The sequence below is a fragment of the Caballeronia sp. TF1N1 genome (assembly GCF_022878925.1).
Lineage (GTDB): Bacteria > Pseudomonadota > Gammaproteobacteria > Burkholderiales > Burkholderiaceae > Caballeronia.
In genome coordinates this window covers 1,524,691-1,548,850 of sequence record NZ_CP084626.1, presented here as the reverse complement: position 1 = coordinate 1,548,850, position 24,160 = coordinate 1,524,691, and the positions used below count along the sequence as shown (strand labels likewise).

Genomic DNA, 24,160 nt, shown 5'->3' with positions numbered 1-24,160 from the left:
CCCGTGTTGGTCTTATACGAAGCGGTCGATAGGCGTTTGTTGTCCGCCCCTGCTGGCGTTCAGCGGATCAACGCGGCGTCCAGCCGCTGTTCGATGTGTTTCATATAACTGCGCGATTCGCCCGATACCACGAGACGCGGTTCGGGACCGTCGCATCGGCAATCCGCGACCGGGCGCGCCTTCCTGCTTTTTTTCGCGGATGGCTTGGCGGGAAGTTCGTCGTCGCCGGTCGAAGGCGGCAGCATGGCGAGCGTCGGCAGCGGCGGATACACGCGTGGCGAGCCGGGCATGAGCGCGGCCAAGGTTTGCACGCCGGGCGCGCTGACATCGAGCGGACCGGCGGATGCGGTCGCAAAAACCAGCAAGCCGCCGATGACCAAGAGAGTGCGTCGCATGATGTCAGCCTCCTTGCGTTGGTTTGATCGACACGCTGTACGGCTCGCGCGCGCCGGCGGTGCGGTTCTCGAGGCTCAGCCGGACGGTGCGTTTCGCCGGCACGCCTTTCCAGATCGCCTGATTGATATAGGGCAAATCCTGCGCGAGCGCGGTGACGAGAATGGTGGTCGGCTGCTTCTGCGCGGCTGCAAGCGAGCCGGCTTTGGTGAGGATTGCGCTGAGCTGCGCATCGCGGGCGCCGAGGGCATCGGCGGGAATCTCGAAACTGATAATGCCCGTGGCGACCGGCGGCTTATCGGTCTGCGCGACCGGATTGGCGGCCGGCAGCGGCGCGCAGCCGGTCAAGGAACTGACAACGACGATAGATAGAAAAGAAACGGCCCACTTCACAGGCGGCTCCCGAAAGGATCATGGTGATATGCAAGTTTTCGGCGTAGGGGCCGGTGGTCTTGATAGCCAGGCGCAAACGTTGAGCGATTTAGGAAGACTTGACTCGGGAAGCCGGGATTTCGGAAAAGAGGCTCGTAGGAATTGCCGGATTCGCGCGGGAAACAGCGTCCAACGCGCCGGCTTGCATCGACGATCGGAAGATCAGAAACACCACCAGGCGCGCACGCTCGGTTCGCCGTCGAGTGCGCGCACGAAGTCGTCGGCGAAGGCATCGCTCGCGGCTTTCCATTCAGGCGTGCCGGTGGGCAGGTCGTTCGGATTCTTCAGCCCGCGCGCGTGACGGATGACGGCTACGGCTTCGCTGAGAGCGGCGATGGAGTCGAGACTGTGCGTGTTCATAACGCGGATTACGGCGCGTCGGAGCGAAACTTGAGGCCAGGCAAAGGTCGCTCAGGAGATCACCGCAAAAAACGCAGCCTTGATCTCGACGGCGTCGCTCCGAATCCCAACACAGGACGAATCCGTCAAACCTTCCCCTTATGCCCCGACACGAGCGCTCCCGCATCGCGCTTGAGGCTGAACAGATCCACCACGCCGATCAATCCCACCAGCCCGACGATCAAAAATGCCACGCTGAAATCTTCCGTCGCGATGGACTGCGCGTCGTGCCCATGCAGCCATTCGGCAAAGCGCAGGGCAATGGCGCCGACCGCGACGCCCACGCCCATTGTCATCTGAAAGAGCGTGCTCGATAACGCCGATGCCGCGCTCATCTGCGATTTCGGCACATCCGCGAAACTCAGCGTATTGAGCGCCGTGAACTGCAAGGAGCGCGACAAGCCGCTCGCGAACAGCAAGGCGACGATCACGAACGTCGGCGTCGATGCCGTGAGCAAGCTCATCACGGCAAGCGAAAGCGCGGCGATCACGCCGTTGACGATCAGCACTGGCCGGAAGCCGAAGCGCCGCATCACGGGCGTGGTGATGAGCTTCATCGAAAGATTGCCCGCGAACACCGCGAGCGTGAGCAGGCCGGATTCGAAGGCGTTCAGCCCGAAGCCGACCTGAAACATCAGCGGTAGTAAAAACGGCGCCGCGCTGATGGCGATGCGAAACAGCGACCCGCCGCCCATCGCCACGGCAAAGGTCCTTACCTTGAGCGCCGACAGATCGACGACCGGATGCGCCGCGCGCCGCAAATGCCACCACGACGCGACGCTCGCCACCACGCCGACGATCACGAGCACGCCGGCGTAGCGCCACGACGTCTCGTTGCGGCCGATCAGCTCCATCGCATAGAGCAGCGTCGTGCAGGCGATTCCGCACAGCGCGAAGCCGACGAGGTCGAAGCGGCGCTTCGCATCCGCGCGCACGTTGTCGATGAAGCGCAACGTGAGCAAGAAACCGATGATGCCGAGCGGCACATTGAGATAGAAGATCCAGCGCCACGACGAATACGTGGTGATGAAGCCGCCGAGCGGCGGTCCGATCACCGGCGCGACGAGCCCCGGCCAGGTGATGATGGCGATGGCGCGCATGAGGTCGTTCTTCGGCGTGGCGCGCAGCACGGCCAGGCGCCCGACCGGCACCATCATCGCGCCGCCGATGCCCTGCAAGACGCGCGCCGCTGCGAACGCGGGCAGGGTCGAAGTCGTTGCGCACAGCACGGAAGCGGCCGTGAAAACGGCGATCGCGCTGCCGAACACCGTGCGCAAACCGAAGCGGTCGGCGGCCCAGCCGGAAATCGGGATGAACACCGCGAGCGTCAGCAGATACGCGGTGATGCCGAGACTCATCTCGGCCGGATGCACGTTGAACGAATGCGCCATCTGCGGCAGCGCGGTCGCGATGATCGTGCCGTCGAGGTTCTCCATGAAAAACGTGGCCGCGACCAGCGTGATGATGAGCGATGAGCCTCGCTGCGCGCGTTCGTTGTCAGTTTGAGCAGCGGGAGAGAGCATCGGCTGAGACTTCCTTGTGCAAAATGGGTAGGTTCGGATGCGCTGCAAAGCCGTGACGCGGCCCGCTATTTTAGCCACGACAGCAGATCTCGCACGGCTATGGTAATTTTTGCGGTTGCGGCCCGCCGTTCGACTGCATCGCCGACGAAAGGCCGACAGGACGCCAACGCAACGCCAACACAATGGCAACAAGAGGGAACGCAATGAAGTATCGGAAGCTGGGAGATTCGGGTGTCGACGTGAGTCTGATCGGGCTTGGCACCATGACCTGGGGCGAGCAGAACACCGAGAGCGAGGCGCATGAACAGATCGACTACGCGCTCGCTCAAGGCGTGAATCTGATCGATGCCGCCGAAATGTATCCGGTCCCGCCGCGCCCTGAAACGCAAGGCCGCACTGAGGAGTACATCGGTACGTGGCTCGCGAGGAACGGCGGCAAGCGCGCCGATATCGTGCTTGCCACCAAGATCGCCGGGCCCGCGCGCCAGCCGCACAATCCGCGGCACATCCGCGGCGCGGGCAACCAGTTCGACCGCAAGAATATCGTCGAAGCCGTCGACAGCAGCCTCGCGGGCCTGCAAACGGATTACATCGATTTGTATCAGCTGCATTGGCCCGACCGCAGCACGATGACCTTCGGCCGCCCGAACTATCCGTATATCGACGATGAATACACGGTGCCGATCGAGGAAACGCTCGCCGCGCTCGGCGAACTCGTCAAGGCCGGCAAGATTCGTCATATCGGGCTGTCCAACGAAACGCCGTGGGGCGTCGCGCAATTCTTGCGCGCGTCGGAAAAGGCGGGCTTGCCGCGCGTCGTCAGCATTCAGAATCCGTACAGTCTCGTGAACCGCGTGTACGAACTCGGGCTCTCCGAATTCACGCACAAGGAAGGCGTGGGCCTGCTTGCTTATTCGCCGATGGCCTTCGGCTGGCTCTCGGGCAAATACGAAGGCGGTGCGCGCCCGGCCGGCGCGCGCATCACGCTATTCGAGCGCTTTCAGCGCTACAGCAAGCCGCAGGCAATCGCTGCCATCACTTCCTATGTCGAACTGGCGAAGCGCCACGGTTTGACGCCCGCGCAGTTGTCGCTAGCGTTCGTCAACAGCCGTCCGTTCACGACGAGCACGCTTATCGGTGCGACGTCGATGGCACAGCTGAAGGAAAACATCGACAGCGTGAACGTCGAACTTTCCGAGGAAATCATCGCCGAGATCGAAGCGCTTCATGAACGTCAGCCGAACCCGGCGCCTTGAATCGTCCTTCCAGTCACGCCTTTGCCGCGCCTTAAACCGTTTGCGAACAAGGCCTTGGCGCGAAACCTGATGGCCTGCGCGCGGATGTGTCACGATTGACCGTTCGCGCGCACGCAATATCGGCGATGCGCGCTTCGCTTACTTAGCCCTTGCCTTACTTTTGCAAAGCTTCAAGGATGCATTGCGTCCGTATCCTGCCGTAACGCCGCCGCTTGTCCGCGCCCCGGAATCACCGCCAGATAAGGGCGACGGCGCGCCCCACGTGTCACTTGCGATGCAGTGCCGGCTGTAAGGCACTACACTTGCTCGATGGTCCTGGTTGCCCGCTGCGGCGCCCTCAGCCACAGCGCGCCCTTAGCAAAGGAGTCGTCGCTCATGTCTCAAGCAACGCCGAAGTCTTCCGCCGATCTTGACACGCTCACGATCAATACCATCCGCACGCTGTCGATGGACGCCGTGCAAAAAGCCAATTCGGGTCACCCCGGCACGCCGATGGCGCTCGCGCCAGTCGCGTTCCATCTGTGGCAAAACCATCTTCGCTACGATCCCGACGCGCCGCTCTGGCCGAATCGCGACCGCTTCGTGCTGTCGGTCGGGCACGCGTCGATGCTGCTCTATTCGCTGCTGCATCTGTCCGGCGTGAAGGAAGTCGACGAGTTCGGCAAGCCAACCGGCAAGCCGGCCATCTCGATCGACGATATCAAGAATTTTCGTCAGCTCGACAGCAAGACGCCGGGCCACCCGGAATACCGCATGACGACCGGTGTCGAAACCACGACAGGTCCGCTCGGTCAGGGTCTCGGCAACAGCGTCGGCATGGCGATGGCCGCGCGCTGGAAAGAAGCGCACTTCAACAAAAGCGATTCGCCGCTCTTCGATTACCGTGTCTACGCGCTTTGCGGCGACGGCGACATGATGGAAGGAATCTCGCACGAAGCGGCATCGATCGCGGGGCACCTAAAGCTGTCGAATCTCATCTGGATCTACGACAGCAACCGCATCACGATCGAAGGACACACCGACCTTGCGTATAGCGACGACGTCGAAGCGCGCTTTCACGGCTACAACTGGAACACGCTGCACGTCGACGACGCCAACGACGCCGCCGCGCTCGAAGCGGCCATCAACAAGGCGAAGGCGACCACCGACAAGCCGACCCTGATCGTGGTGAAGAGCATCATCGGCTGGGGCGCGCCGAACAAGCAGGACACGGCGGCCGCGCACGGCGAACCGCTCGGCGCCGATGAGATCAAGGCTGCGAAGCGCGCGTACGGCTGGCCGGAAGACGCGCAGTTCCTCGTGCCCGACGGCGTAGTGCAACATTTCGCCGATGGCATGGGTGCGCGTGGCAAGGCGGCGCACGAAGCCTGGAAGAAGCAGTTCGATTCCTACGGCAAGGACTATCCGGACCTCGCGAAGCAACTCACGCTGATGCTCGAAGCGAAGCTGCCGGAAGGCTGGGAAAAGAGCATTCCGACCTTCGAGCCGGACGAAAAGGGAATCGCCACGCGCGAGTCGTCGGGCAAGGTGCTGAACGCCATCGCGCAGTCCATTCCCTGGCTGATCGGCGGCGCGGCGGACTTGTCGCCATCGACGAAAACGAATCTGAAGTTCGACGGCGCGGGCAGTTTCGAGGCAACGAGCTACGACGGCCGCAATCTGCACTTCGGCATTCGCGAGCACGGCATGGGCTCGGTTGCCAATGGACTCGCGCTGTCCAACATGCGGCCGTATGCGTCGACGTTCCTGATTTTCAGCGACTACATGAAGCCGCCGATCCGCCTCTCCGCGATCATGGAACTGCCGGTGGTCTACGTGTTCACGCACGATTCCATCGGCGTGGGCGAGGACGGACCGACGCACCAGCCGATCGAGCAACTCGCTTCGTTGCGCGGCGTGCCGGGCCTCACCACGCTGCGTCCCGCCGATGCCAACGAAGTCGGCGAAGCATGGCGCGTCGCGCTGTCGTATCACAAGGAGCCGTCGTGCATCGTGCTGACGCGTCAACCGCTGCCGACCTTCGATCGCAAGAAATACGCGTCGGCTGAAGGCGTGCGGCGCGGCGCTTACGTGCTTGCCGACACCGAAGGCGGCAAGACGCCCGAAGTGCTGTTGCTTGCCACCGGCAGCGAAGTCGCGCTGTGCGTGGGCGTCTACGAGAAGCTGAAGGCCGAAGGCATCGCGGCGCGCGTCGTATCGATGCCTTCGTGGGACCTCTTCGAGAAACAGGACGAAGCCTACAAGGAATCGGTGTTGCCGAATGCGGTGAATGCTCGCGTTGCGGTCGAACAGGCCGGCACGCTCGGCTGGGACCGCTACGTCGGCCGGCTCGGCACCGTGCTCGCCATGCATACGTTCGGTGCGTCCGCACCGTTGAAGGCGCTTCAGGCCAAATTCGGCTTCACGCCGGAACGCGTCTACGAAGAAGCGAAAAAGCAGATCGAACGCGTCAAACACAACGGCAAGGAGTAACGGACATGCAGATTGGCATCGTGGGACTGGGGCGCATGGGCGGCAACATCGGACGCCGCCTGATGCGCGACGGGCATCAATGCGTCGTCTACGACCACAGTCCGCAAGCAACCGACGCACTCGCGAGCGAAGGCGCGACCGGCGCGAAGGATCTCGGCGATCTGGTCGCAAAACTTGCCACGCCGCGCGTCGTCTGGCTCATGCTGCCCGCCGGCAAGATCACGGAGGACACGCTTAACGATCTCCGGCAGATTCTGAGCCCGGACGACGTGATCATCGACGGCGGCAACAGCTTCTACAAGGACGATATCCGCCGCGCCGCCGAGCTAAAAGCGCAGGGCCTGCATTACGTCGATGTCGGCACGTCAGGCGGCATCTGGGGCTTGGAGCGCGGCTACTGCATGATGATCGGCGGCGATGACGCGGTGGTGAACCGTATCGATCCGATTCTCGCGACGCTTGCGCCGGGACGCGGCGACATTCCCTTGACGCCCGGCCGCGACGGACGCGATGCGCGTGTCGAGAACGGCTACATGCATTGCGGACCGGTTGGTTCGGGACATTTCGTGAAGATGGTGCACAACGGCATCGAGTACGGATTGATGCAGGCGTATGCCGAGGGCTTCCATATTTTGAAGCACAAGGAATCGACCGAGTTGCCGGAAAACGAGCGCTACACGCTCGATCTGGCCGATGTCGCGGAAGTCTGGCGGCGTGGCAGCGTGGTGTCGTCGTGGCTGCTCGATCTGACCGCGGGCGCGCTTGCGGGCGATGGTTCGCTCGAACGCTACTCGACCGAAGTGGCCGATAGCGGCGAAGGGCGCTGGACGATCGAAGCGGCCATCGAGGAAGCGGTGCCGGCGCAAGTGTTGTCAGCGGCGCTTTATACGCGCTTCCGGTCGCGCGATGCCGAAGCCTTCCCCGAGCGCATGCTATCGGCAATGCGCTTCGGCTTCGGCGGCCACAAAGAGTTCGGCGTGAAGTAAATCCGTGGTCGTTTGTCGGAATAAAGGGCGATGATTCATCGCCCTTTATTTCATCATGCGGCGGCGAAACAGCCACGCGCACAGGGAGAACGGCACGACCGAATACGCCGCGAGTACCGCGAGATGCAACGCGAGTCCGTGCACGGGCCGGCCGAGCATGGCGGCGCGGATCAACTCGACCGCGTGATAAAGCGGCAGCGCCTGCGTCACATGCTGCGCAAAAGCAGGCAATTGCGCGACCGGAAAAAACACGCCGGAGAGCAAGAGCATTGGCGTGAGCGCGAGCGTCTGATAGAACATGAAGAAGTCGTAGCTCGGCGCAATGGCTGTGACGATCATCGCCGTGCTCGCGAATGCGAGTCCCGTGAGCACGATGATGGGCAGCGCGAGCAGCATCGACGGAAAACTCGCATAGCCGAGCGCGCCCGCCACCAGCATGATTGCCACGCCCGACAAGACCGATTTGCTCGCGGACCAGATCACTTCGCCGAGAACGATATCGCCGAGCGTCAGCGGCGTATGCATGATCGCTTCCCACGTACGCTGCACGTGCATGCGCGAGAAACCGGAATACATGGCCTCGAAACTCGCGGACATCATCACGCTCGACGCCACCGTGCCCGCCGCCAGAAACGCGATATACGACACGCCGTCGACATGTCCGACCATCAAGCCGAGACCGAGGCCTAGCCCGAAGAGATAGATCATCGGATCGGCGAGATTGCCGATCATCGATGCAATGGCGAGCTTCTTCCACACCAGATAATTGCGCCGCCATACCGACATCCAGTTGCTCGCGTTGGCGGGAAGCGCGTTGCTCATGGGCGAGAGCGTATCGGCGTGTTTGGCTCGCACGCGTGTTTTCTCGATGCTTGCGCCTGATCGATCGAAAGTGTCCATCGCTTGATTAGTCCACCATCTCGCGCCCGGTCAGGCGCAGAAAAACATCTTCGAGATTCGCCGGACGATGCAGATAGCGCACGTCCGTCCGGCCCTTCACGCGCGCATGCACGGGCTGCGGGTCGTCGACATAGCAGAAAAGCGTTTCGCCGCTGATCTCCGTGCGCGCGGCCAACGGTTCCAGTTCGGCGGCCAGCGCCTGCGGATCGGGTCCGTAGATTTCGATGACGTCCGAACCGATCACCGATTCGATCAACTCGCGCGGCCTTCCTTCCGCGAGCTTGCGGCCTTCCTCGATCACGCAAAGCCGGTCGCACAGGCGTTCGGCCTCTTCCATGAAGTGCGTCGTGAGCAGAATGGTTTTACCGCGCGAAAGCAACGAGCGCAGGCGTTCCCAGATCAGATGGCGCGCTTGCGGATCGAGACCGGTGGTGGGTTCGTCCATCACGAGCACGTCGGGATCGTTGACGAGGGCGCGCGCCAGCGTCAACCGCCGCCGCATGCCGCCCGACAGTTCGCCGACGCGCGCTTGGGCCTTGCTTTCGAGGCGCGCGAATTCGAGCAACGAAGGCACGATGGCTTCCATGCGCGCACCGGCCAAGCCGAAATAGCGGCCGAAGACGAGCAGGTTTTCGCGCACGGTGAAGTCGGGATCGAGGTTGTCGAATTGCGGCACGACGCCCACGCGTTGCCGCGCGAAGCGTGCGCGCGCTGGCACGGGTTCGCCGACGAGACGGATCGTGCCGCTGTCGGGCGATGAAATGCCGAGCAGCATCTTGAGCGTCGTCGTCTTGCCCGCGCCGTTCGGGCCGAGCAGGCCGAAGCACTCGCCAGGCTGAACGTCGAACGACAAGCCATCGACGACACTTCGCTCGCCGTAATGTTTTCTGACTTCGCTGAATTCGATCGCTGGCGCCGCGTTCGAGTTCGCGCCAGTTCGGTGATTTATGTCGGTCATGCGGCGGTCCTGCGAGGAGAAAACTCAGCCGGCTAGTGTAATCCAATGCACCAGCGCGGCGCTTTGCATGCAAGCGCATGCATCGTTCCTGTGATCGAAGCGTGCATCGCTTCTTCCTGTTGTTTTGGCAAATGGCGCCGCAAGCTTGTCCGGCAAGGCTCGCACGCCTCTGGCACGGTGTGCGCTAGCGCTTGTTGCCGTGTAAGCGTTTTCCATCGTTGCCACGCATGAGGCGACCTACCATGATGAAGATGCGCCGCACTCGATTTGCCGACACCATCGGCTACGCGGCAGGGAGATCATGATGTCAGGCTATCGAAAAATCCTGTTGTGCTACGACGGCTCCAGAGAGGGCCGCAAGGCGTTGCGTCAGGGCGCAAATCTCGCGCTTGCCTTGAACGCGGAGACGCACGTGCTGGCGGTGGTGGATATGCGTTCGAGCATTGCGCAAAGCGCCGGTCTTCTGACCGACATGGCATGCGGACGGTTCGAGGATGCCGCACGCGATATCCTGCAAGAAGGCGTGGAGTGGCTGCGCGAACGCGGCTTGCAGGCGCAGGGCCATTTCGCATTCGGGCATCCGATCGATGAAATCGCCACGCTGGCGGAAAGTCTTAAGGTCGATCTGGTCGTGGTCGGCCATCGATGCCGCAGCGGTCTCGCGCGCTGGTGGATGGGCGCGGGCAACACACCGCTGCTCGATCGCGTGTCATGCAGCATATTGGTTGCGGTTTGTCAGTCAGGTGAGTCGGCCGAAGCGGAAGATGAGGCGGCTTATGCGGCGAAGCCGAACCGGGCCGAAGTAAGTGTTTGAGGATAGGTGTGCGCGATGAGGCTGGCCTGCGTCGGCCAGTGCTCTTTTGCGCTATCAGCGCCAGCTGCCGTCTCCTTGCGTGACGGCCGCGCACGCTTAACGCCGCAAAAAATGCCATGAAGCGCTTACCGGCACTTTAATGGTTGTCCAACAACGAACTCACCCGTTCAAATCAACCGCGATCAGCTTCCACGTTATCAACCCGTACCGATGAAAGATCGCGGAGTACCGCGCATCGCCGGCACCGTGCTGGTAGGTCACCACGAACGTATCGAAGCTGCGATATCCGGCCGTGGTCTGCGGTGGTTGTCGCGGCGGTTCTTGAGTCGCAACCATGCTCGATGCCGCTTCCGAAGGCGGTGAACTCGCCGCCACCTGACCGTCTCGAACCGGTGGCACGACGGCGGGTGGATGCTCGCCTGGATCTCCCCGCGGCGGAATGCCATTCAAAATCGCGGCGACGCCTTCGGGCGTAGCGTAGGAATCCACCAGCGGCCCTACGAGCGCCGCGCCGATCATTGCACCGATGATCGCGAGCGGATTGCCGCTCTTCTGGATATCGACGCGCCGCGTCAGCAGTGCGCCGACTTGCTCTTTGAGACTTTCACGCAGTGCGGGGAAGTCGACGTATTCGTTGACGGTCTGTGCATCGCGCGCATCGGCCGCGTGCTTGACGCGGTTCAGTGCGATATAGGGCGACGCATAGACAAGGCTTAACCCTGCAACGATGAAGAGAATGACGAGCGTGACGACGAGATAACGCGTAGTGCGGGACATGCGAAGGAACGACCCCCGGCGTGACATGGGTGACATGAAAGAACGATTGACCATGTTCACGCCGGATATATCCCGAGCTTCATTCCTTGCAGCCGATAGATTGCGGACTGCCTGCATTGCACATAACTCAAATTCACTCGGCAAACGCTCTACCGCCCTCAGGCCAGAATGCCGCTGCTAACGCCGGCGCGTTCCTCGTCGATACACCGGTCGATCATGCGCGACACCTCGCCGATATTGCCGACCATGATTACCCGCGACTCACTGCGATACACCCGCACCGGCGCGCGCTGTTCCGATTCCGCATGCACCGCGCTATTGAGCGACACACGGGCGAAGGCGGGTTGACGCGACGGCAACGCGGGCATCTCGTCGAAGAGATCGGGCGCCGCTTCAGGCCGCGCCACGGCGCATGAGATCAGCGAGCGCAAATGACGCAGACGGCCAAACTGACGAAAGGGCAGCAAACGGGCGAAACGTTCCATGATGACTCTCCAGACGGCGGACGACAGACGATAGGACGCACCGCGGCACGCCGCGAGCGGTGGCCGTCATGCTTGTAATTTTTGAAACGTGCCGCGTCGCGCGAGGGCGAGGAGGCGAAGCGGGCGGCGGTGTTGACGCGCCGCGCGCTGGAGTCGTGCGTTAGAACTCGCCGGAGCGGATGAGCCCGACCGCGATTCCTTCCAGCGCGAAGTCGCCGCTGCCGGAGCGCACGAAGATGTTTTCGTAGTCGGGATTCTCCGCGACCAATTCCACGCCATCTGGCCGGCGCTTCCAGCGTTTCACCGTGACGTCGTCGCCAATACGCGCGACCACGATCTGCCCGTCTTTCGCTTCATTGCGCTTCTGTACGGCAAGCAGGTCGCCGTCGAGAATGCCCGCGTCGCGCATGGACAAGCCGCGCACCTTCAGCAGATAGTCGGGCTTGCCCGAAAAGAACGCAGGGTCGCACGCGTAGTGTTGCGAGATATGCTCCTGCGCAAGGATGGGACTGCCCGCCGCAACGCGCCCGACCAGCGGAAGCGACAACTGCATGATGCTCTGATGCGGCAAGGTGAACTGATGCGGAAGATCGTCCGAACGGTCGATGCGCGCGGAGCCTCCCAACAGGCGGATGCCACGCGACGAACCCGCCGCGAGTTCGATCACGCCCTTGCGCGCCAGTGCCCGCAGATGTTCCTCGGCGGAGTTCGCGGAGCTGAAGCCAAGCACGGCAGCAATTTCGGCACGCGTGGGCGGAAAGCCCGTGCGGTCGATGGCTCGCTGGATGAGCTCGAACACTTGCTGCTGTCGCGCGGTAAGTTTTGAGGGTTTGGTCACTTGCTGGAGCCTCGGCGCACTGTATGGATGGACAGATGACTGTATTTTTATACAGTATTTCGCGCTTTTCAAGCTTTACTTGAAGTTCGTCGCCAGATCCTTTACTGACAAGGCTGCAGCGCGCCCAAACAGTCGCTATTTGTCCCTCGGACTGCGAAAAACCTCGCTTTAGCACTTTTGCATCTAAAAAAGTGAGAAACAATTATTTCTAATCATATAAGCTCGCCTTTAGACTGATTCCGTCAATTCGATAAGACGGAGAACGGGGAATGCATAGCATCAGGGCTGGATTGAAGGGCGGCGCGAAACAACTCTTTGCCGCGCTGGCGATCACGGCGGCGAGTTTCGGAATCTCGGCCACCGCGCACGCGGACACGTCGTTTCTGAACGTCTCGTACGATCCGACGCGCGAGTTGTATCAGGACTTCAACCAGGCCTTTGCGAAGAAGTGGAAGGCGGACACCGGTGAAACGGTCACTTTCAAGCAATCTCACGGCGGTTCTGGTGGCCAAGCGCGCGCGGTTCTAGACGGGCTTCAGGCAGACGTCGTGACGCTTGCGCTTGCTTACGACATCGACGCGCTCGCCTCCAAGGGCATCGTCGGGACGGACTGGCAGAAGCGTCTGCCGGACAATGCATCGCCGTACACGTCGACCATTGTGTTTCTAGTGCGCAAAGGCAACCCGAAGGGCATCAAGGACTGGGACGATCTCACCAAGCCGGGCGTGTCGATCGTCACGCCGAACCCGAAGACCTCGGGCGGCGCGCGCTGGAACTATTTGGCGGCGTGGGCGTATGCGCAACACAAGCCCGGCGGCAACGAAGAGACCGCGAAGGAGTTCGTGACCAAGCTCTACAAGAACGCAGGCGTGCTCGATTCCGGCGCACGCGGCGCGACCACCAGCTTCGTGCAGCGCGGTCAGGGCGACGTGCTGATCGCATGGGAAAACGAGGCGTTCCTGTCGCTCAAGGAATTCGGTCCGGAGAAGTTCCAGATCGTGGTTCCTTCGGTGAGCATTCTGGCCGAGCCGCCGGTCGCGGTGGTGGACAAGGTCGTCGACAAGCACGGCACGCGCAAGCTGGCCGAAGCGTATCTGAAGTATCTGTATAGCGACGAAGGCCAGCAGATCGCGGCGCGCAATTTCTATCGTCCGCGTTCGGACAAGGTGCCCGCCGAGCTGACCAAGCAGTTCCCCAAGCTCAAGCTCTACACCATCGACGACACCTTCGGTGGCTGGACCAAAGCGCAGAAGACGCACTTCGCGGACGGCGGCGTGTTCGATTCGATCTATCAGCCGCAGTAAGCAGGCAAGAGACCGGGCGCCGCGAGGCGCTCGAGTCGCAATGAAAGCGGCCGCAAAGAAGGCCGCGCATGACGAGACTAAAAAACAGTGCGCTTATCCCCCGGGCGCCGAAGGCAGGACGATCAAGGATGAAGCAAAGATGACAACGTTCACTTTCCGAAAGCCGAGTGCGTTACCCGGCTTTGGGCTGACGATCGGCATCACGGTGGCTTACCTGAGCCTCGTGGTGCTGATTCCGCTTGCGGCGACCTTCGCCAAGACCGCGACGCTCGACTGGGCGCAGTTCGTTCGCGCCGTCACCGGGCCGCGTGTGCTGGCGTCGTATCGGCTCACTTTCACGGCGGCGCTCGGCGGGGCGGTCATCAACGCGATCTTCGGCTTCCTGGTCGCATGGGTGCTCGTGCGCTACACGTTCCCGTTCAAGCGTGTCGTCGATGCCATCGTCGATCTGCCGTTTGCGCTGCCGACCTCCGTTGCCGGCATTTCGCTTGCCGCCGTGTACGCGAGCAACGGCTGGATCGGGCAGTATCTCGCGCCGCTCGGCATCAAGGTGGCGTTCACGCCGCTCGGCGTGCTCGTGGCGCTGACGTTCATCGGCTTGCCGTTCGTCGTGCGCACGGTGCAGCCGGTGCTCGAAGACTTCGAGCGCGAGCAGGAAGAAGCCGCCGCATGTCTTGGCGCCACGCGCTGGCTGACGTTTCGCCGCGTCGTGTTGCCGGCGCTCTTTCCCGCGCTTCTGACCGGTTTCGCGCTTGCGTTCGCGCGCGCGCTCGGCGAATACGGTTCGGTCATCTTCATCGCGGGCAATGTACCGATGAAATCGGAGATCACGTCGCTGCTCATCATCACCAAGCTCGAACAGTACGACTATGCCGGCGCGACGGCCATCGCCGTCGTGATGCTGTGCGTGTCCTTTCTCATGCTGCTCCTCATCAACACGCTGCAATGGTTCCTGCAACGCCGCACGAGCAAGACGGGCGCGGCGCCCGTGGTGGCCGCGGGGCCCTCGCTGCATGCCGGAACTCCGGGCGGAGGTCACGCATGAGCACGCCAAACAGCAAGGCGCTTCCCGTGAACACCGCCGCGCGCGGCGAGACCAACCGGCTCAATCCCGTCACCGAACCGCGCGCCGTGCGCTGGATACTCACGGGTATCGCGCTCGTGTTTCTCGCGCTGTTTCTGGTCGTGCCACTCGTCGCCGTGTTCGTGCAGGCCTTCGCGAAGGGCATCGACTATTACTTCGATTCGCTCAAGGACCCGGACGCGTGGTCGGCCATCAAGCTCACGCTCTTGACCGCCGCGATTGCCGTGCCGCTCAACGTGGTGTTCGGGCTCGCGGCATCGTGGGCCATCGCCAAGTTCGAGTTTCGCGGCAAGGCGCTTCTGACGACGCTCATCGACTTGCCGTTCTCGGTGTCGCCCGTGATCTCCGGCCTCATCTACGTGCTCATGTTCGGCGCGCAGGGCTGGTTCGGACCGTGGCTGATTTCGCACGATGTGCAGATCATCTTCGCGGTGCCGGGAATCGTGCTCGCGACCATCTTCGTGACGTTCCCGTTCGTCGCGCGCGAACTGATTCCGTTGATGCAGGCGCAAGGCAACGACGAGGAAGAGGCCGCGCACGTGCTCGGCGCGTCGGGCTGGCAGATCTTCCGGCGCGTGACGTTGCCCAACGTGAAGTGGGGCCTGCTCTACGGCGTGATTCTCTGTAACGCGCGCGCGATGGGCGAGTTCGGCGCGGTCTCGGTGGTCTCGGGCCACATTCGCGGCCAGACCGACACCATGCCGCTGCACGTCGAGATTCTCTACAACGAATACAACTTCTCGGCCGCCTTCGCGGTGGCGTCGCTGCTTGCATTGCTCGCGCTCGTCACGCTCGGGCTGAAGCTGCTCGCGGAGCGCCGCATGACGGCCACGCTGAGCGACGTGAAGGCAACCGTATAAATGGAAGGCGTGGATCAATCATGAGCATCATCGTTCGCAATCTGCAGAAGCGCTTCGGCACCTTCACCGCGCTCGACAACGTCACGCTGGATTTTCCGTCGGGCGAACTCGTCGCGCTGCTCGGACCTTCCGGCTGCGGCAAGACAACGCTCTTGCGCGTGATCGCCGGCCTCGAATATGCCGATGCCGGTCAGGTCGTGCTCAACGGCGAGGACGTTGCCGAAGTGGGCGCGCGTGAGCGGCAAGTCGGCTTCGTGTTCCAGCATTACGCGCTGTTCCGCCACATGACCGTGTTCGAGAACGTCGCCTTCGGCTTGCGCGTGAAGCCGCGCCGCGAGCGGCCAACGGAGGCCGTCATCCGCGAGAAGGTGCATGAATTGTTGAAGCTCGTGCAACTCGACTGGCTCGCGGAGCGCTTTCCGTCCGAACTGTCGGGCGGTCAGCGTCAACGTATCGCGTTGGCGCGAGCGCTTGCCGTCGAACCTAAAGTGCTGCTGCTCGACGAACCCTTCGGCGCGCTCGACGCCAAGGTGCGCAAGGAATTACGTAGCTGGCTGCGCCGTCTGCACGACGATCTGCATATCTCGACGCTCTTCGTCACGCACGACCAGGAAGAGGCGCTCGAAGTGGCGGATCGCATCGTCGTGATGAATCACGGGCGCGTGGAGCAGGTGGGCAGCCCGCAAGACGTGTATGACCATCCGCAGACCTCGTTCGTCTACGAGTTCCTCGGTGCGGCCAATCGCCTGCAAGGTCATGTCGATGCCAACGGCTTCGTCGCCGATGGCGCCACGCAGGCCATTGCCGTGCCCGCGCATTTCAGCGGCCGCGCGCTGGCCTACGTGCGTCCGCACGATCTGGCGATCTATCCCGTCGATGGCACGCATCGCGACGGCATCGTGGTCGGCGTGCGGCGCGTGGTGACGCTCGGCGGCTCCGTGCGCGTGGAACTCGAAGGCAACTCGGGGCGCATTCTCGAAGCGGAACTCGACCGCGAGTCGTGGCGCACGCTGCGACTCGACGTAGGCGACGGCGCGACCGCCGTGCCGCGCGCGTTGCGCGTCTTCCCGGCAGGCGATGCGAACGGGGCACAACAAACAAAAGCAACGGCATAAAGAGAGGCTGAAATGAACTTCCAGCAATTGCGCTTCGTGCGCGAAGCAGTGCGTCAGAACATGAATCTGACCGAGGTCGCGAACGTGCTCTATACGTCGCAGTCTGGCGTGTCGAAGCAGATCAAGGACCTCGAGGACGAACTCGGCGTCGATATCTTCATCCGACGCGGCAAGCGTCTGACCGGACTTACCGAGCCTGGCAAACAGGTGCATCAGCTGATCGAGCGCATGTTGCTCGACGCTGAAAACCTGCGCCGCGTCGCGCGCCAGTTCGCGGATCAGGACAACGGCCATCTCGTCGTGGCGACGACGCACACGCAAGCGCGTTACGCGCTGCCGAAGGTGATCCGCCAGTTCACGGAAGTGTTCCCGAAGGTGCATCTCGCGCTGCGTCAGGGTAGTCCGCAGCAGATCGCGCAGATGATCATCAACGGCGAAGCGGATATCGGCATCTCGACGGAAGCGCTCGACCGCTATCCCGACATCGTCACGTTCCCGTGCTACTCGTGGCATCACACGGTCGTCGTGCCGAAGGGCCATCCGCTCGTCGGACTCGAGAACATCACGCTGGAACAGATCGCCGAGTATCCGGTCGTCACCTACGATCAGGATTTCACGGGACGCTCGCATATCGACCAGGCCTTCGCGAGCGCGGGTGCCATTCCCGATATCGTCCTCACCGCCATCGATGCCGACGTGATCAAGACGTATGTCGAGCTTGGCATGGGTATCGGCATCGTCGCGGCGATGGCGTATGACCCGAAGCGCGACAGCGAACTCGTCGCGCTCGATACGCAGCATCTGTTCGAGGCGAGCACGACGCGCGTCGGCTTGCGCAAGGGCGCGTTCTTGCGGGCTTACGCTTACCGGCTGATCGAGATGTTCGCGCCGCAACTCGACGAAGCGCAGATCGCGGCGCAACTGCGCGAAGCGGCTTGAGCGAGTTCAGGTTCATCCCGGCTGATTTACAATCGCCGGCATGAACACTTCTCTCGATACCTTGCCGCGCCTCGCCGTTCTCGCGACGGGCGGCACCATCGCCGGACAAGCTGGCGATGCATCCAGGACAGCGGGTTACAAAGCAGGCGTGGTCGGCGTCGACAAGCTGCTCGAAGCCGTGCCCGCGCTCGGCTCGGTCGCGCGCATTCACGCGGAACAGATTGCGAGCATCGACAGCAAGGACATGACGCCCGCGCTGTGGACGACGCTTTCGCGGCGGATCGATGCACTGCTCGCGCAAGACGATATCGATGGCGTGGTCGTCACGCACGGCACGGACACGCTCGAAGAGACCGCTTACTTGCTGCATCTGACGGTGAAGAGCGCGAAGCCCGTCGTCCTGACCGCGGCGATGCGGCCCTCCAGTGCGCTGTCCGCCGATGGTCCGTTGAATCTGCTCAACGCGCTCACGGTCGCCGCTTCGAGGCAGTCGGCGGGGCAGGGCGTACTGATCGTGTTCAATAATTTGATCCACAGCGCACGCGAAGTCACGAAGACGAGCACCTATGCCGTCGATGCCTTCCGTTCGCCCGAAGCGGGCGCGCTCGGTTTCGTGCAGGACGGACGCGTCGAGTTTCAACGCACGGTCGTGCGGCCGCACACGCTCGCGAGCGAATTCACCGTGCCGCAAGACTGGCCGATGGTCGAAATCGTCGCGAGTTATGCGGGCGTATCGCGCGTTCCGGTCGATGCGCTCGTCGGCGCTGGCGTGAAGGGCATCGTGCTTGCGGGTACCGGCAACGGCTCCATGAGTTCGACGCTCGCGCAAGCCTTCGCCGATGCCATTGGGCGAGGCGTGGCGGTGGTGCGTTCATCGCGCGTCGGCTCGGGCCATGTGATGCGCAACGGTGCCGCACCCGACGATGCGCTCGGCACCGTCAGCGCGGGCACGCTCAATCCGTACAAGGCGCGCGTGCTGTTGCAACTGGCGCTCGCGAGAGGCGTGAGCGATGCGCCCGGCCTGCAGCGCATCTTCGAGACATACTGAAACTGAAACGAAAAACGCGAACCGGAGTTCGCGTTTTTCGTTGCTTCAGCTTGCAGCCGGAATGCGTAGCACCTGTCCCGGATAGATCTTGTCCGGGCTCTTGAGCATGGGTTTGTTGGCTTCGAAGATGACATCGTTCTTCGCGCCGCTGCCGTAATACTTCTCCGCGATTTTCCAGAGATTGTCGCCGGCCACGACCGTATGAAATTGCGACTCCGGAGCGGACGACGGCACGGTCAGTTGGTCATCCACCTTGTCCACGTGCTGCACGTTGCCCGCCGCGACGAGAATCTTCTCCTTCGTGGCCTGATCCGCCGCTTCGCCCGATACGGTGACCGTGTGCGACGCGCCGTCGTACTTCACTTGCAGATCCTGCGCTTCGAGCCCTTGCGAACGAATGTACGTCGCGATGGCTTCACCGGCCTTGAGATTGAGCTCCGCGACATCCACGGCCGCGGGCGCGGCCTGCGCGGTTTGCGAGGTTGCACCAAAGAGCTTCTCGCCTGCTTCCTTGATAAAGCTGAGGATTCCCATTGCTGAACTCCTTAAGTGTCGATGGTGAGCGCTTGCGCCAGGGCAAGGCTTCGTTAGTCGCATCACTTCAAGGATAGTTCGGAGATTGTGACAATGGCTGGTTCATGCACGATCCAACAATCCGACGCGGACACCCGACGGAAAACCGTCTGACCGACCAAGGCTTACCCGGCTCGACCGACGGGTGCCGCTCTCGGACCCCACTTGCCGCCCTCAGCCCAGAGCGGCATTTGTCCCGCGTGCCCATACGCGGGACGCCCCACGGTACCGGTCGTTCAAGCCGCGGCTTTCGCCTTCTGCGGTTCTTGAGCAACCTGGAAGTTCGACATGATTTCAAGCGCCCGCACGAGTCCCGAGTGATCCCAGGCTTTGCCGCCATTGGCCGCGCACACGCTGAACAACTGCTGCGCGCTCGCGGTGTGGGGCAGGGCGAGACCCATCTTGCGCGCGCCTTCGAGCGCAAGATTCAAGTCCTTCTGATGCAGTTCGATACGGAAGCCCGGGTCGAATGTGCGCTTCGTCATGCGCTCGCCGTGCACTTCGAGAATGCGTGACGCGGCGAACCCGCCCATTAACGCCCGGCGCACGCGTTCCGGATCGGCGCCCGAACGCGAGGCAAACAACAAGGCCTCGGCGACGGCTTCGATGTTGAGCGCGACGATGATCTGATTCGCCACCTTGCAGGTCTGACCCGCGCCGTTGTCGCCGATGAGCGAGATGTTCTTGCCCATGAGATCGAACAGAGGCTTCGCGATATCGAACGATTTCTGCGGGCCACCCACCATGATCGTGAGCGATGCCTCGCGCGCGCCGACTTCGCCGCCGGATACGGGCGCATCGAGATAGTCGCAGCCGAGCGCGTTGATCTTCTTCGCGAAGTCCTGCGTATCGAGCGGGTTGATCGAGCTCATGTCGATCACGAGCTTGCCCTTCGTGAGGCCGTTGGCCACGCCGTCATCGGCGAAGAGGACGTTGGCGACATCGGGCGTGTCGGGCACCATCGTGATGACGATCTCGCTCGCTTGCGCCACGCCGGTGGAATCGGCCGCGACTTGCGTCTGTGCGCGGATGTCGTCGGGCACCGGAAACTTGCCGTTCACGACGAGCTTGTGACCGCCCTTCAAAAGGTTGCGCGCCATGTGCGCGCCCATGATGCCAAGGCCGATGAATCCAATGGTTGCCATACTCTCTTGCTCTCCTTGTGTCTCGGGTTTTAAGCGGCGGCGCGCGGCTTTGCGGCGGCGATCGTGCGAAGCCAGCCAAGGCCCGCTTCGGTGCTTGCAAGCGGCTTGTATTCGCAGCCGATCCATCCTTCGTAGCCGATCGAATCGAGCAGATCGAACAGGAACGCGTAGTTGATCTCGCCCGTGCCCGGTTCGTTGCGCCCCGGATTGTCGGCGAGCTGGATATGCGCGATCGACGCCAGGTTCTTCTTGATCGTCGCGGCCAGTTCGCCTTCCATGCGCTGCATGTGATAGATGTCGTATTGCAGGAACAGATTGTCCGAGCCGACCGCACGGATCACGTCGAGCCCTTCGGACGAACGGTTCAGCGCGAAGCCCGGAATATCGTAGGCATTGCACGGCTCGACTAGCAGGCGGATGCCTTCCTTCTTCAATGCATCGGCGGCGAAGCGCAGGTTTTCGATGATCGTCGTGCGCGCCTGTTCCTTCGATACCCCCGCCGTCGGAATGCCAACGAGGCAGTTCACTTGCGGCACCTTCAGCGCCTTCGCGTATTCGATTGCGCGGGGCACGCCTTCACGGAACTCGCTCACGCGATCCGGCAGGCAGGCGATGCCGCGTTCGCCCGCTTCCCAGTTGCCCGCGGGCAGGTTGTGCAGCACGATCCGCAGGTCGTGTTCCTCGATGCGCGCTTGCAAATCGCCGGTCGAGTACGCATACGGAAACAGGAACTCGACCGCCTTGAAGCCCGCCTTCGACGCCGCCGCGAAGCGGTCGAGGAAAGGGACTTCGTTGAACAGCATGGTCAGGTTCGCGGCAAATTTCGGCATGTCTTTATTCCTGATGGTCGGTCAGTTCTAGGACGCTCAGTCGAGCGGCGTCACGGTCACGGCGGTCGGCGCATCGGCGCGCGTTTCGGCGAGCTCTTCGAACTCGTTGATCGCGTCGATCTCGGTGCCCATCGCGATGTTGGTCACGCGTTCGAGAATCATCTCGACCACGACCGGCACCTGATGTTGCGCCGCGAGCGCCTGCGCCTGTTTCAACGCCGGCGCGATGTCTTCGGGCTTGTGCACGCGCAGCGCCTTGCAGCCAAGACCCTCGGCGACCGCGACGTGATCCACGCCGTATCCTTCGAGCTCCGGCGCGTTGATGTTGTCGAACGCGAGCTGCACGCAGTAGTCCATGTCGAAGCCGCGCTGCGCCTGACGAATCAGACCGAGATACGAGTTGTTCACGACCACGTGCACGTAAGGCAGCTTGAACTGCGCGCCGACAGCGAGTTCCTCGATCATGAACTGGAAGTCGTAGTCGCCCGAGAGCGCGACGATCTTGCGTTGCGGGTCCGCGGCGCGCACGCCGAGCGCGGCGGGAATGGTCCAGCCGAGCGGGCCGGCCTGGCCGCAGTTGATCCAGTTACGCGCCTTGAACACGTGCAGGAACTGCGCGCCCGCGATCTGCGAAAGACCGATCGTCGAGACGAAGCAGGTGTCGCGATCGAACGCGAGATTCATCTCTTCGTAGACGCGCTGCGGCTTCATCGGCACGTTGTCGAAGTGGGTCTTGCGCAGCATCGTGCTCTTGCGTTGCTGGCAGTCCTTGACCCATTGCGAACGGTCCGCAAGCTTGCCCGCGGCCTTCCATTCCTTCGCCACTTCGACGAAGAGTTCGAGCGCGAACTTCGCATCCGACACGATGCCGAGGTCCGGTCCGAACACGCGGCCGATCTGCGTCGGCTCGATATCCACGTGCACGAACTTACGGCCCTTGGTGTAGACCTCGACGCTGCCCGTATGGCGATTCGCCCAGCGATTGCCGATGCCAAGCACGAAGTCCGACGCGAGCATGGTCGCGTTGCCGTAGCGGTGCGACGTCTGCAGACCGCACATGCCTGCCATCAGCGGATGATCGTCGGGAATCGCGCCCCACGACATCAAAGTCGGGATCACGGGTACGCCGAGCGTTTCGGCGAACTCGACGAGCAGATCTTCCGCCGCTGCGTTCAGCACGCCGCCGCCGGAAACGATCAAGGGCTTCTCGGCGTCGTTGAGCATCGAGAGCGCTTTTTCGACTTGAGCGCGCGTGGCTTTCGGCTTGTAGATCGGCAGCGGCTCGTAGGTGTCGATATCGAATTCGATCTCGGCGAGCTGCACGTCGATCGGCAAGTCGACCAGCACCGGACCCGGACGGCCCGAGCGCATCAGATGGAACGCCTGCTGAAACACGCGCGGCACGAGCGCCGGTTCGCGCACGGTGACGGCCCACTTGGTGACGGGCTTGGCGATCGATTCGATATCGACGGCCTGGAAGTCTTCCTTGTACAGACGCGCACGCGGCGCCTGGCCCGTGATCGCGAGAATGGGGATCGAATCCGCCTGAGCCGAGTAGAGGCCCGTGATCATGTCCGTGCCCGCCGGCCCCGACGTACCGATACAAACGCCGATATTGCCGGGAGCCGCGCGCGTATAACCTTCGGCCATGTGCGAGGCGCCCTCGACGTGGCGCGCCAGCACATGGCTGATGCTGCCGGCTTTTCTGAGCGCCGAGTAAAACGGGTTGATGGCGGCGCCGGGCACACCGAACGCGGTGTCGATGCCTTCCTTCTCCAGCACGAGGACGGCTGCGTCGACGGCTCTCATCTTGGGCATGGTTGTCTCCTTCCAGGGGTCTCTATTCGGGGTTGCTGTCTTGGTCGTGCGCATGGCAGCAGGCTTCCGATGCACTTTAGGCGCGTGCAAAAGGTTTGATAAGATCAACCGCAGTCGTTTTTTACCAAACAAAAAGTATCGAATGAGGCCGGAGACAAAGAGATGGACCGCTTCAAGCAGATCGAAACCTTCGTGCGCGTGGCCGAAGCCGGCAGTCTCGCGGCGGCGGCACTGGAAGAGGGCGTGTCGCCGGTGATCCTGGGCCGGCGCATCGACGCCCTCGAAAAGCGCCTAGGCGTCAAACTGATGTATCGCTCGACGCGCAGGCTCGTCGTAAGCGAAGAGGGCGCGGCGTTTCTCGACCGCTGCAAGAATCTGCTCGCGGAGTGGGATCAGGCCGAGAACGAACTCGCGGCCGGCCGGCGCGCGGTGGGCGGGCATCTGATCGTGTCGGCGCCGGCGGCGTTTGGGCGCATGCATGTCGCGCCGCACGCGCCGCTTTTCCTCGTCGACAAACCGGAATTGCAGATGTCGTTCAATCTGACCGACCGCGTCGTCGATTTGGTGCGCGAAGGTTATGACTTGTCGATCCGCATCGGCGGGGCGGTGGACCCGAACTTCGTCGCCGTGAAGCTCGCGAGCAACCGCCGCGTGGTTTGCGGCACGCCCGCGTATTTCAGGAAGCACGGCCGGCCGAAGACGCTCGAAGACTTGCCGAATCACAATTGTCTTGCGTTCAATCTGCAAGGCGGACAGAACCGCGGCTGGTACTTTCGCCGTAACGGCAAGCTCGTGACGGTGCGCGTGACCGGCAATCTCGACTGCAACGACGGCGAGTTGCTGCATCGCTGGGCGTCGGAGGGGCTCGGGCTCGGCTGGCGTTCGACCTGGGAGATTCAGCGTCAGTTGGCGTCGGGCGAACTCGAAACCGTGCTGGACGACTTCGAGCTGCCCGACTACGACATCCTCGCGGTTTATCCGCAGCAGCGCTACGTTCCGGCGCGCGTGCGCTACTTTATTGATTATTTGAAGGAAATTTACGCGCAGGACGGTTATTGGAGCCGTCCGCTCGCGCTTCCCGGCGAACCATTGCCCGCCGGAACGCACGCAGCTTGAGCGTCGCTCGCGCGGCTTTGTGCGGCTCGTGCGGCTTTGTGCGGCTTTGTACGGCTCGTGCGGCTTTGTGCGGCCACGTTGTAACTGCTTGAAAT

General features: G+C 62.5%; 24 protein-coding genes. 11 read left to right on the top strand and 13 right to left on the bottom strand.

From position 1 onward, the window contains the following. Positions 1-59 precede the first annotated feature (59 nt). From LDZ28_RS07155 to LDZ28_RS07140, 4 genes are all read right to left on the bottom strand, one after another. Positions 60-395 (bottom strand): hypothetical protein, encoded by a 336-nt coding sequence (locus LDZ28_RS07155; RefSeq protein ID WP_244825256.1) that lies wholly within the window; start codon positions 393-395, stop codon positions 60-62. Positions 396-399: 4 nt separating this feature from the next. After that, positions 400-786 (bottom strand): hypothetical protein, encoded by a 387-nt coding sequence (locus tag LDZ28_RS07150; RefSeq protein ID WP_244825254.1) that lies wholly within the window; start codon positions 784-786, stop codon positions 400-402. A 201-nt stretch (positions 787-987) separates the two neighbouring features. Further along, entirely contained in the window at positions 988-1,185 is a 198-nt protein-coding gene (locus tag LDZ28_RS07145; protein ID WP_244825252.1) for a hypothetical protein, read from the bottom strand. Positions 1,186-1,310: 125 nt separating this feature from the next. Then, positions 1,311-2,747: an MFS transporter gene (locus tag LDZ28_RS07140; RefSeq protein ID WP_244825251.1), complete on the bottom strand. Its 1,437-nt coding sequence runs from the start codon at positions 2,745-2,747 to the stop codon at positions 1,311-1,313. A gap of 203 nt (positions 2,748-2,950) precedes the next feature. On the opposite strand from LDZ28_RS07140, the gene LDZ28_RS07135 reads away from it, so the two are divergent. The 3 genes from LDZ28_RS07135 to gnd all read left to right on the top strand — a co-directional run bounded on the left by LDZ28_RS07135 (position 2,951) and on the right by gnd (position 7,461). Continuing rightward, the gene (locus LDZ28_RS07135) at positions 2,951-4,003 is read left to right on the top strand and encodes an NADP(H)-dependent aldo-keto reductase (protein ID WP_244825249.1); all 1,053 of its coding nucleotides are present in this window, start codon (positions 2,951-2,953) and stop codon (positions 4,001-4,003) included. Positions 4,004-4,378: 375 nt separating this feature from the next. Next, a complete protein-coding gene (tkt, locus tag LDZ28_RS07130; protein ID WP_244825247.1) occupies positions 4,379-6,475 on the top strand; it encodes a transketolase in 2,097 nt (698 codons plus the stop codon). Further along, positions 6,397-7,461, top strand: a complete 1,065-nt coding sequence (gene gnd, locus LDZ28_RS07125) for a phosphogluconate dehydrogenase (NAD(+)-dependent, decarboxylating) (protein ID WP_244828041.1) — start codon at positions 6,397-6,399, stop codon at positions 7,459-7,461. Before tkt ends, gnd begins: the two co-directional genes overlap by 79 nt. A gap of 45 nt (positions 7,462-7,506) precedes the next feature. Here the strand turns inward: gnd and LDZ28_RS07120 are convergent, their stop codons facing one another. Together LDZ28_RS07120 and nodI are read right to left on the bottom strand one after the other, a co-directional pair. Then, positions 7,507-8,283: an ABC transporter permease gene (locus LDZ28_RS07120; RefSeq protein WP_244828040.1), complete on the bottom strand. Its 777-nt coding sequence runs from the start codon at positions 8,281-8,283 to the stop codon at positions 7,507-7,509. Between the two features lie 85 nt (positions 8,284-8,368). Continuing rightward, a complete protein-coding gene (gene nodI, locus LDZ28_RS07115; RefSeq protein WP_244825245.1) occupies positions 8,369-9,319 on the bottom strand; it encodes a nodulation factor ABC transporter ATP-binding protein NodI in 951 nt (316 codons plus the stop codon). A gap of 304 nt (positions 9,320-9,623) precedes the next feature. Between nodI and LDZ28_RS07110 the strand changes: the two genes are divergently transcribed. After that, positions 9,624-10,133 carry a universal stress protein gene (locus LDZ28_RS07110; protein WP_244828039.1) on the top strand — a complete coding sequence of 170 codons (510 nt, stop codon included), beginning with the start codon at positions 9,624-9,626 and terminating at the stop codon, positions 10,131-10,133. 159 nt (positions 10,134-10,292) lie between these two features. Here LDZ28_RS07110 and LDZ28_RS07105 read toward each other — a convergent pair whose 3' ends face one another. The 3 genes from LDZ28_RS07105 to lexA form a co-directional block, all read right to left on the bottom strand. Further along, positions 10,293-10,910: a DUF2939 domain-containing protein gene (locus tag LDZ28_RS07105; RefSeq protein ID WP_244825243.1), complete on the bottom strand. Its 618-nt coding sequence runs from the start codon at positions 10,908-10,910 to the stop codon at positions 10,293-10,295. A 158-nt stretch (positions 10,911-11,068) separates the two neighbouring features. Next, entirely contained in the window at positions 11,069-11,395 is a 327-nt protein-coding gene (locus tag LDZ28_RS07100) for a hypothetical protein (protein ID WP_244825242.1), read from the bottom strand. A 160-nt stretch (positions 11,396-11,555) separates the two neighbouring features. Beyond that, on the bottom strand, positions 11,556-12,233 hold the full coding sequence (gene lexA / locus LDZ28_RS07095) for a transcriptional repressor LexA (RefSeq protein ID WP_244825241.1): 678 nt from the start codon (positions 12,231-12,233) through the stop codon (positions 11,556-11,558). 269 nt (positions 12,234-12,502) lie between these two features. On the opposite strand from lexA, the gene LDZ28_RS07090 reads away from it, so the two are divergent. From LDZ28_RS07090 to LDZ28_RS07065, 6 genes are all read left to right on the top strand, one after another. Beyond that, on the top strand, positions 12,503-13,537 hold the full coding sequence (locus LDZ28_RS07090) for a sulfate ABC transporter substrate-binding protein (RefSeq protein ID WP_244825240.1): 1,035 nt from the start codon (positions 12,503-12,505) through the stop codon (positions 13,535-13,537). Between the two features lie 139 nt (positions 13,538-13,676). After that, positions 13,677-14,582, top strand: coding sequence for a sulfate ABC transporter permease subunit CysT (gene cysT / locus LDZ28_RS07085; protein WP_244825239.1), 906 nt, complete (start codon positions 13,677-13,679; stop codon positions 14,580-14,582). Continuing rightward, positions 14,579-15,481, top strand: coding sequence for a sulfate ABC transporter permease subunit CysW (gene cysW, locus LDZ28_RS07080; RefSeq protein WP_244825238.1), 903 nt, complete (start codon positions 14,579-14,581; stop codon positions 15,479-15,481). Before cysT ends, cysW begins: the two co-directional genes overlap by 4 nt. Before the next feature lie 20 nt (positions 15,482-15,501). Further along, entirely contained in the window at positions 15,502-16,596 is a 1,095-nt protein-coding gene (locus LDZ28_RS07075; protein ID WP_244825237.1) for a sulfate/molybdate ABC transporter ATP-binding protein, read from the top strand. Positions 16,597-16,608: 12 nt separating this feature from the next. Next, on the top strand, positions 16,609-17,535 hold the full coding sequence (locus LDZ28_RS07070) for a CysB family HTH-type transcriptional regulator (RefSeq protein WP_244825235.1): 927 nt from the start codon (positions 16,609-16,611) through the stop codon (positions 17,533-17,535). A gap of 40 nt (positions 17,536-17,575) precedes the next feature. Then, positions 17,576-18,583 (top strand): asparaginase, encoded by a 1,008-nt coding sequence (locus LDZ28_RS07065; protein ID WP_244825233.1) that lies wholly within the window; start codon positions 17,576-17,578, stop codon positions 18,581-18,583. A gap of 45 nt (positions 18,584-18,628) precedes the next feature. Here the strand turns inward: LDZ28_RS07065 and lysM are convergent, their stop codons facing one another. The 4 genes from lysM to gcl all read right to left on the bottom strand — a co-directional run bounded on the left by lysM (position 18,629) and on the right by gcl (position 22,949). Continuing rightward, entirely contained in the window at positions 18,629-19,117 is a 489-nt protein-coding gene (gene lysM / locus LDZ28_RS07060; RefSeq protein ID WP_244825232.1) for a peptidoglycan-binding protein LysM, read from the bottom strand. A gap of 275 nt (positions 19,118-19,392) precedes the next feature. Further along, positions 19,393-20,301 (bottom strand): 2-hydroxy-3-oxopropionate reductase, encoded by a 909-nt coding sequence (locus LDZ28_RS07055; protein WP_244825230.1) that lies wholly within the window; start codon positions 20,299-20,301, stop codon positions 19,393-19,395. Positions 20,302-20,330: 29 nt separating this feature from the next. After that, entirely contained in the window at positions 20,331-21,131 is an 801-nt protein-coding gene (hyi, locus tag LDZ28_RS07050) for a hydroxypyruvate isomerase (RefSeq protein ID WP_244825229.1), read from the bottom strand. 36 nt (positions 21,132-21,167) lie between these two features. Continuing rightward, positions 21,168-22,949: a glyoxylate carboligase gene (gene gcl / locus LDZ28_RS07045; RefSeq protein WP_244825227.1), complete on the bottom strand. Its 1,782-nt coding sequence runs from the start codon at positions 22,947-22,949 to the stop codon at positions 21,168-21,170. A gap of 162 nt (positions 22,950-23,111) precedes the next feature. Between gcl and LDZ28_RS07040 the strand changes: the two genes are divergently transcribed. Continuing rightward, the gene (locus tag LDZ28_RS07040) at positions 23,112-24,065 is read left to right on the top strand and encodes a LysR family transcriptional regulator (protein WP_244825225.1); all 954 of its coding nucleotides are present in this window, start codon (positions 23,112-23,114) and stop codon (positions 24,063-24,065) included. Positions 24,066-24,160 lie beyond the last annotated feature (95 nt).

Excerpts from the sequence above, each read along its gene's own strand:
- hyi (WP_244825229.1), bottom strand. The coding sequence starts at position 21,131 with ATGCCGAAATTTGCCGCGAACCTGACCATGCTGTTCAACGAAGTCCCT.
- LDZ28_RS07055 (WP_244825230.1), bottom strand. The coding sequence starts at position 20,301 with ATGGCAACCATTGGATTCATCGGCCTTGGCATCATGGGCGCGCACATG.
- LDZ28_RS07040 (WP_244825225.1), top strand. The coding sequence starts at position 23,112 with ATGGACCGCTTCAAGCAGATCGAAACCTTCGTGCGCGTGGCCGAAGCC.
- tkt (WP_244825247.1), top strand. The coding sequence starts at position 4,379 with ATGTCTCAAGCAACGCCGAAGTCTTCCGCCGATCTTGACACGCTCACG.
- LDZ28_RS07135 (WP_244825249.1), top strand. The coding sequence starts at position 2,951 with ATGAAGTATCGGAAGCTGGGAGATTCGGGTGTCGACGTGAGTCTGATC.
- LDZ28_RS07155 (WP_244825256.1), bottom strand. The coding sequence starts at position 395 with ATGCGACGCACTCTCTTGGTCATCGGCGGCTTGCTGGTTTTTGCGACC.
- nodI (WP_244825245.1), bottom strand. The coding sequence starts at position 9,319 with ATGACCGACATAAATCACCGAACTGGCGCGAACTCGAACGCGGCGCCA.
- LDZ28_RS07065 (WP_244825233.1), top strand. The coding sequence starts at position 17,576 with ATGAACACTTCTCTCGATACCTTGCCGCGCCTCGCCGTTCTCGCGACG.
- LDZ28_RS07110 (WP_244828039.1), top strand. The coding sequence starts at position 9,624 with ATGTCAGGCTATCGAAAAATCCTGTTGTGCTACGACGGCTCCAGAGAG.
- cysW (WP_244825238.1), top strand. The coding sequence starts at position 14,579 with ATGAGCACGCCAAACAGCAAGGCGCTTCCCGTGAACACCGCCGCGCGC.
- LDZ28_RS07120 (WP_244828040.1), bottom strand. The coding sequence starts at position 8,283 with ATGAGCAACGCGCTTCCCGCCAACGCGAGCAACTGGATGTCGGTATGG.
- cysT (WP_244825239.1), top strand. The coding sequence starts at position 13,677 with ATGACAACGTTCACTTTCCGAAAGCCGAGTGCGTTACCCGGCTTTGGG.
- lysM (WP_244825232.1), bottom strand. The coding sequence starts at position 19,117 with ATGGGAATCCTCAGCTTTATCAAGGAAGCAGGCGAGAAGCTCTTTGGT.
- gcl (WP_244825227.1), bottom strand. The coding sequence starts at position 22,949 with ATGCCCAAGATGAGAGCCGTCGACGCAGCCGTCCTCGTGCTGGAGAAG.
- LDZ28_RS07105 (WP_244825243.1), bottom strand. The coding sequence starts at position 10,910 with ATGTCCCGCACTACGCGTTATCTCGTCGTCACGCTCGTCATTCTCTTC.
- LDZ28_RS07145 (WP_244825252.1), bottom strand. The coding sequence starts at position 1,185 with ATGAACACGCACAGTCTCGACTCCATCGCCGCTCTCAGCGAAGCCGTA.
- LDZ28_RS07090 (WP_244825240.1), top strand. The coding sequence starts at position 12,503 with ATGCATAGCATCAGGGCTGGATTGAAGGGCGGCGCGAAACAACTCTTT.
- LDZ28_RS07075 (WP_244825237.1), top strand. The coding sequence starts at position 15,502 with ATGAGCATCATCGTTCGCAATCTGCAGAAGCGCTTCGGCACCTTCACC.
- LDZ28_RS07070 (WP_244825235.1), top strand. The coding sequence starts at position 16,609 with ATGAACTTCCAGCAATTGCGCTTCGTGCGCGAAGCAGTGCGTCAGAAC.
- LDZ28_RS07140 (WP_244825251.1), bottom strand. The coding sequence starts at position 2,747 with ATGCTCTCTCCCGCTGCTCAAACTGACAACGAACGCGCGCAGCGAGGC.
- LDZ28_RS07100 (WP_244825242.1), bottom strand. The coding sequence starts at position 11,395 with ATGGAACGTTTCGCCCGTTTGCTGCCCTTTCGTCAGTTTGGCCGTCTG.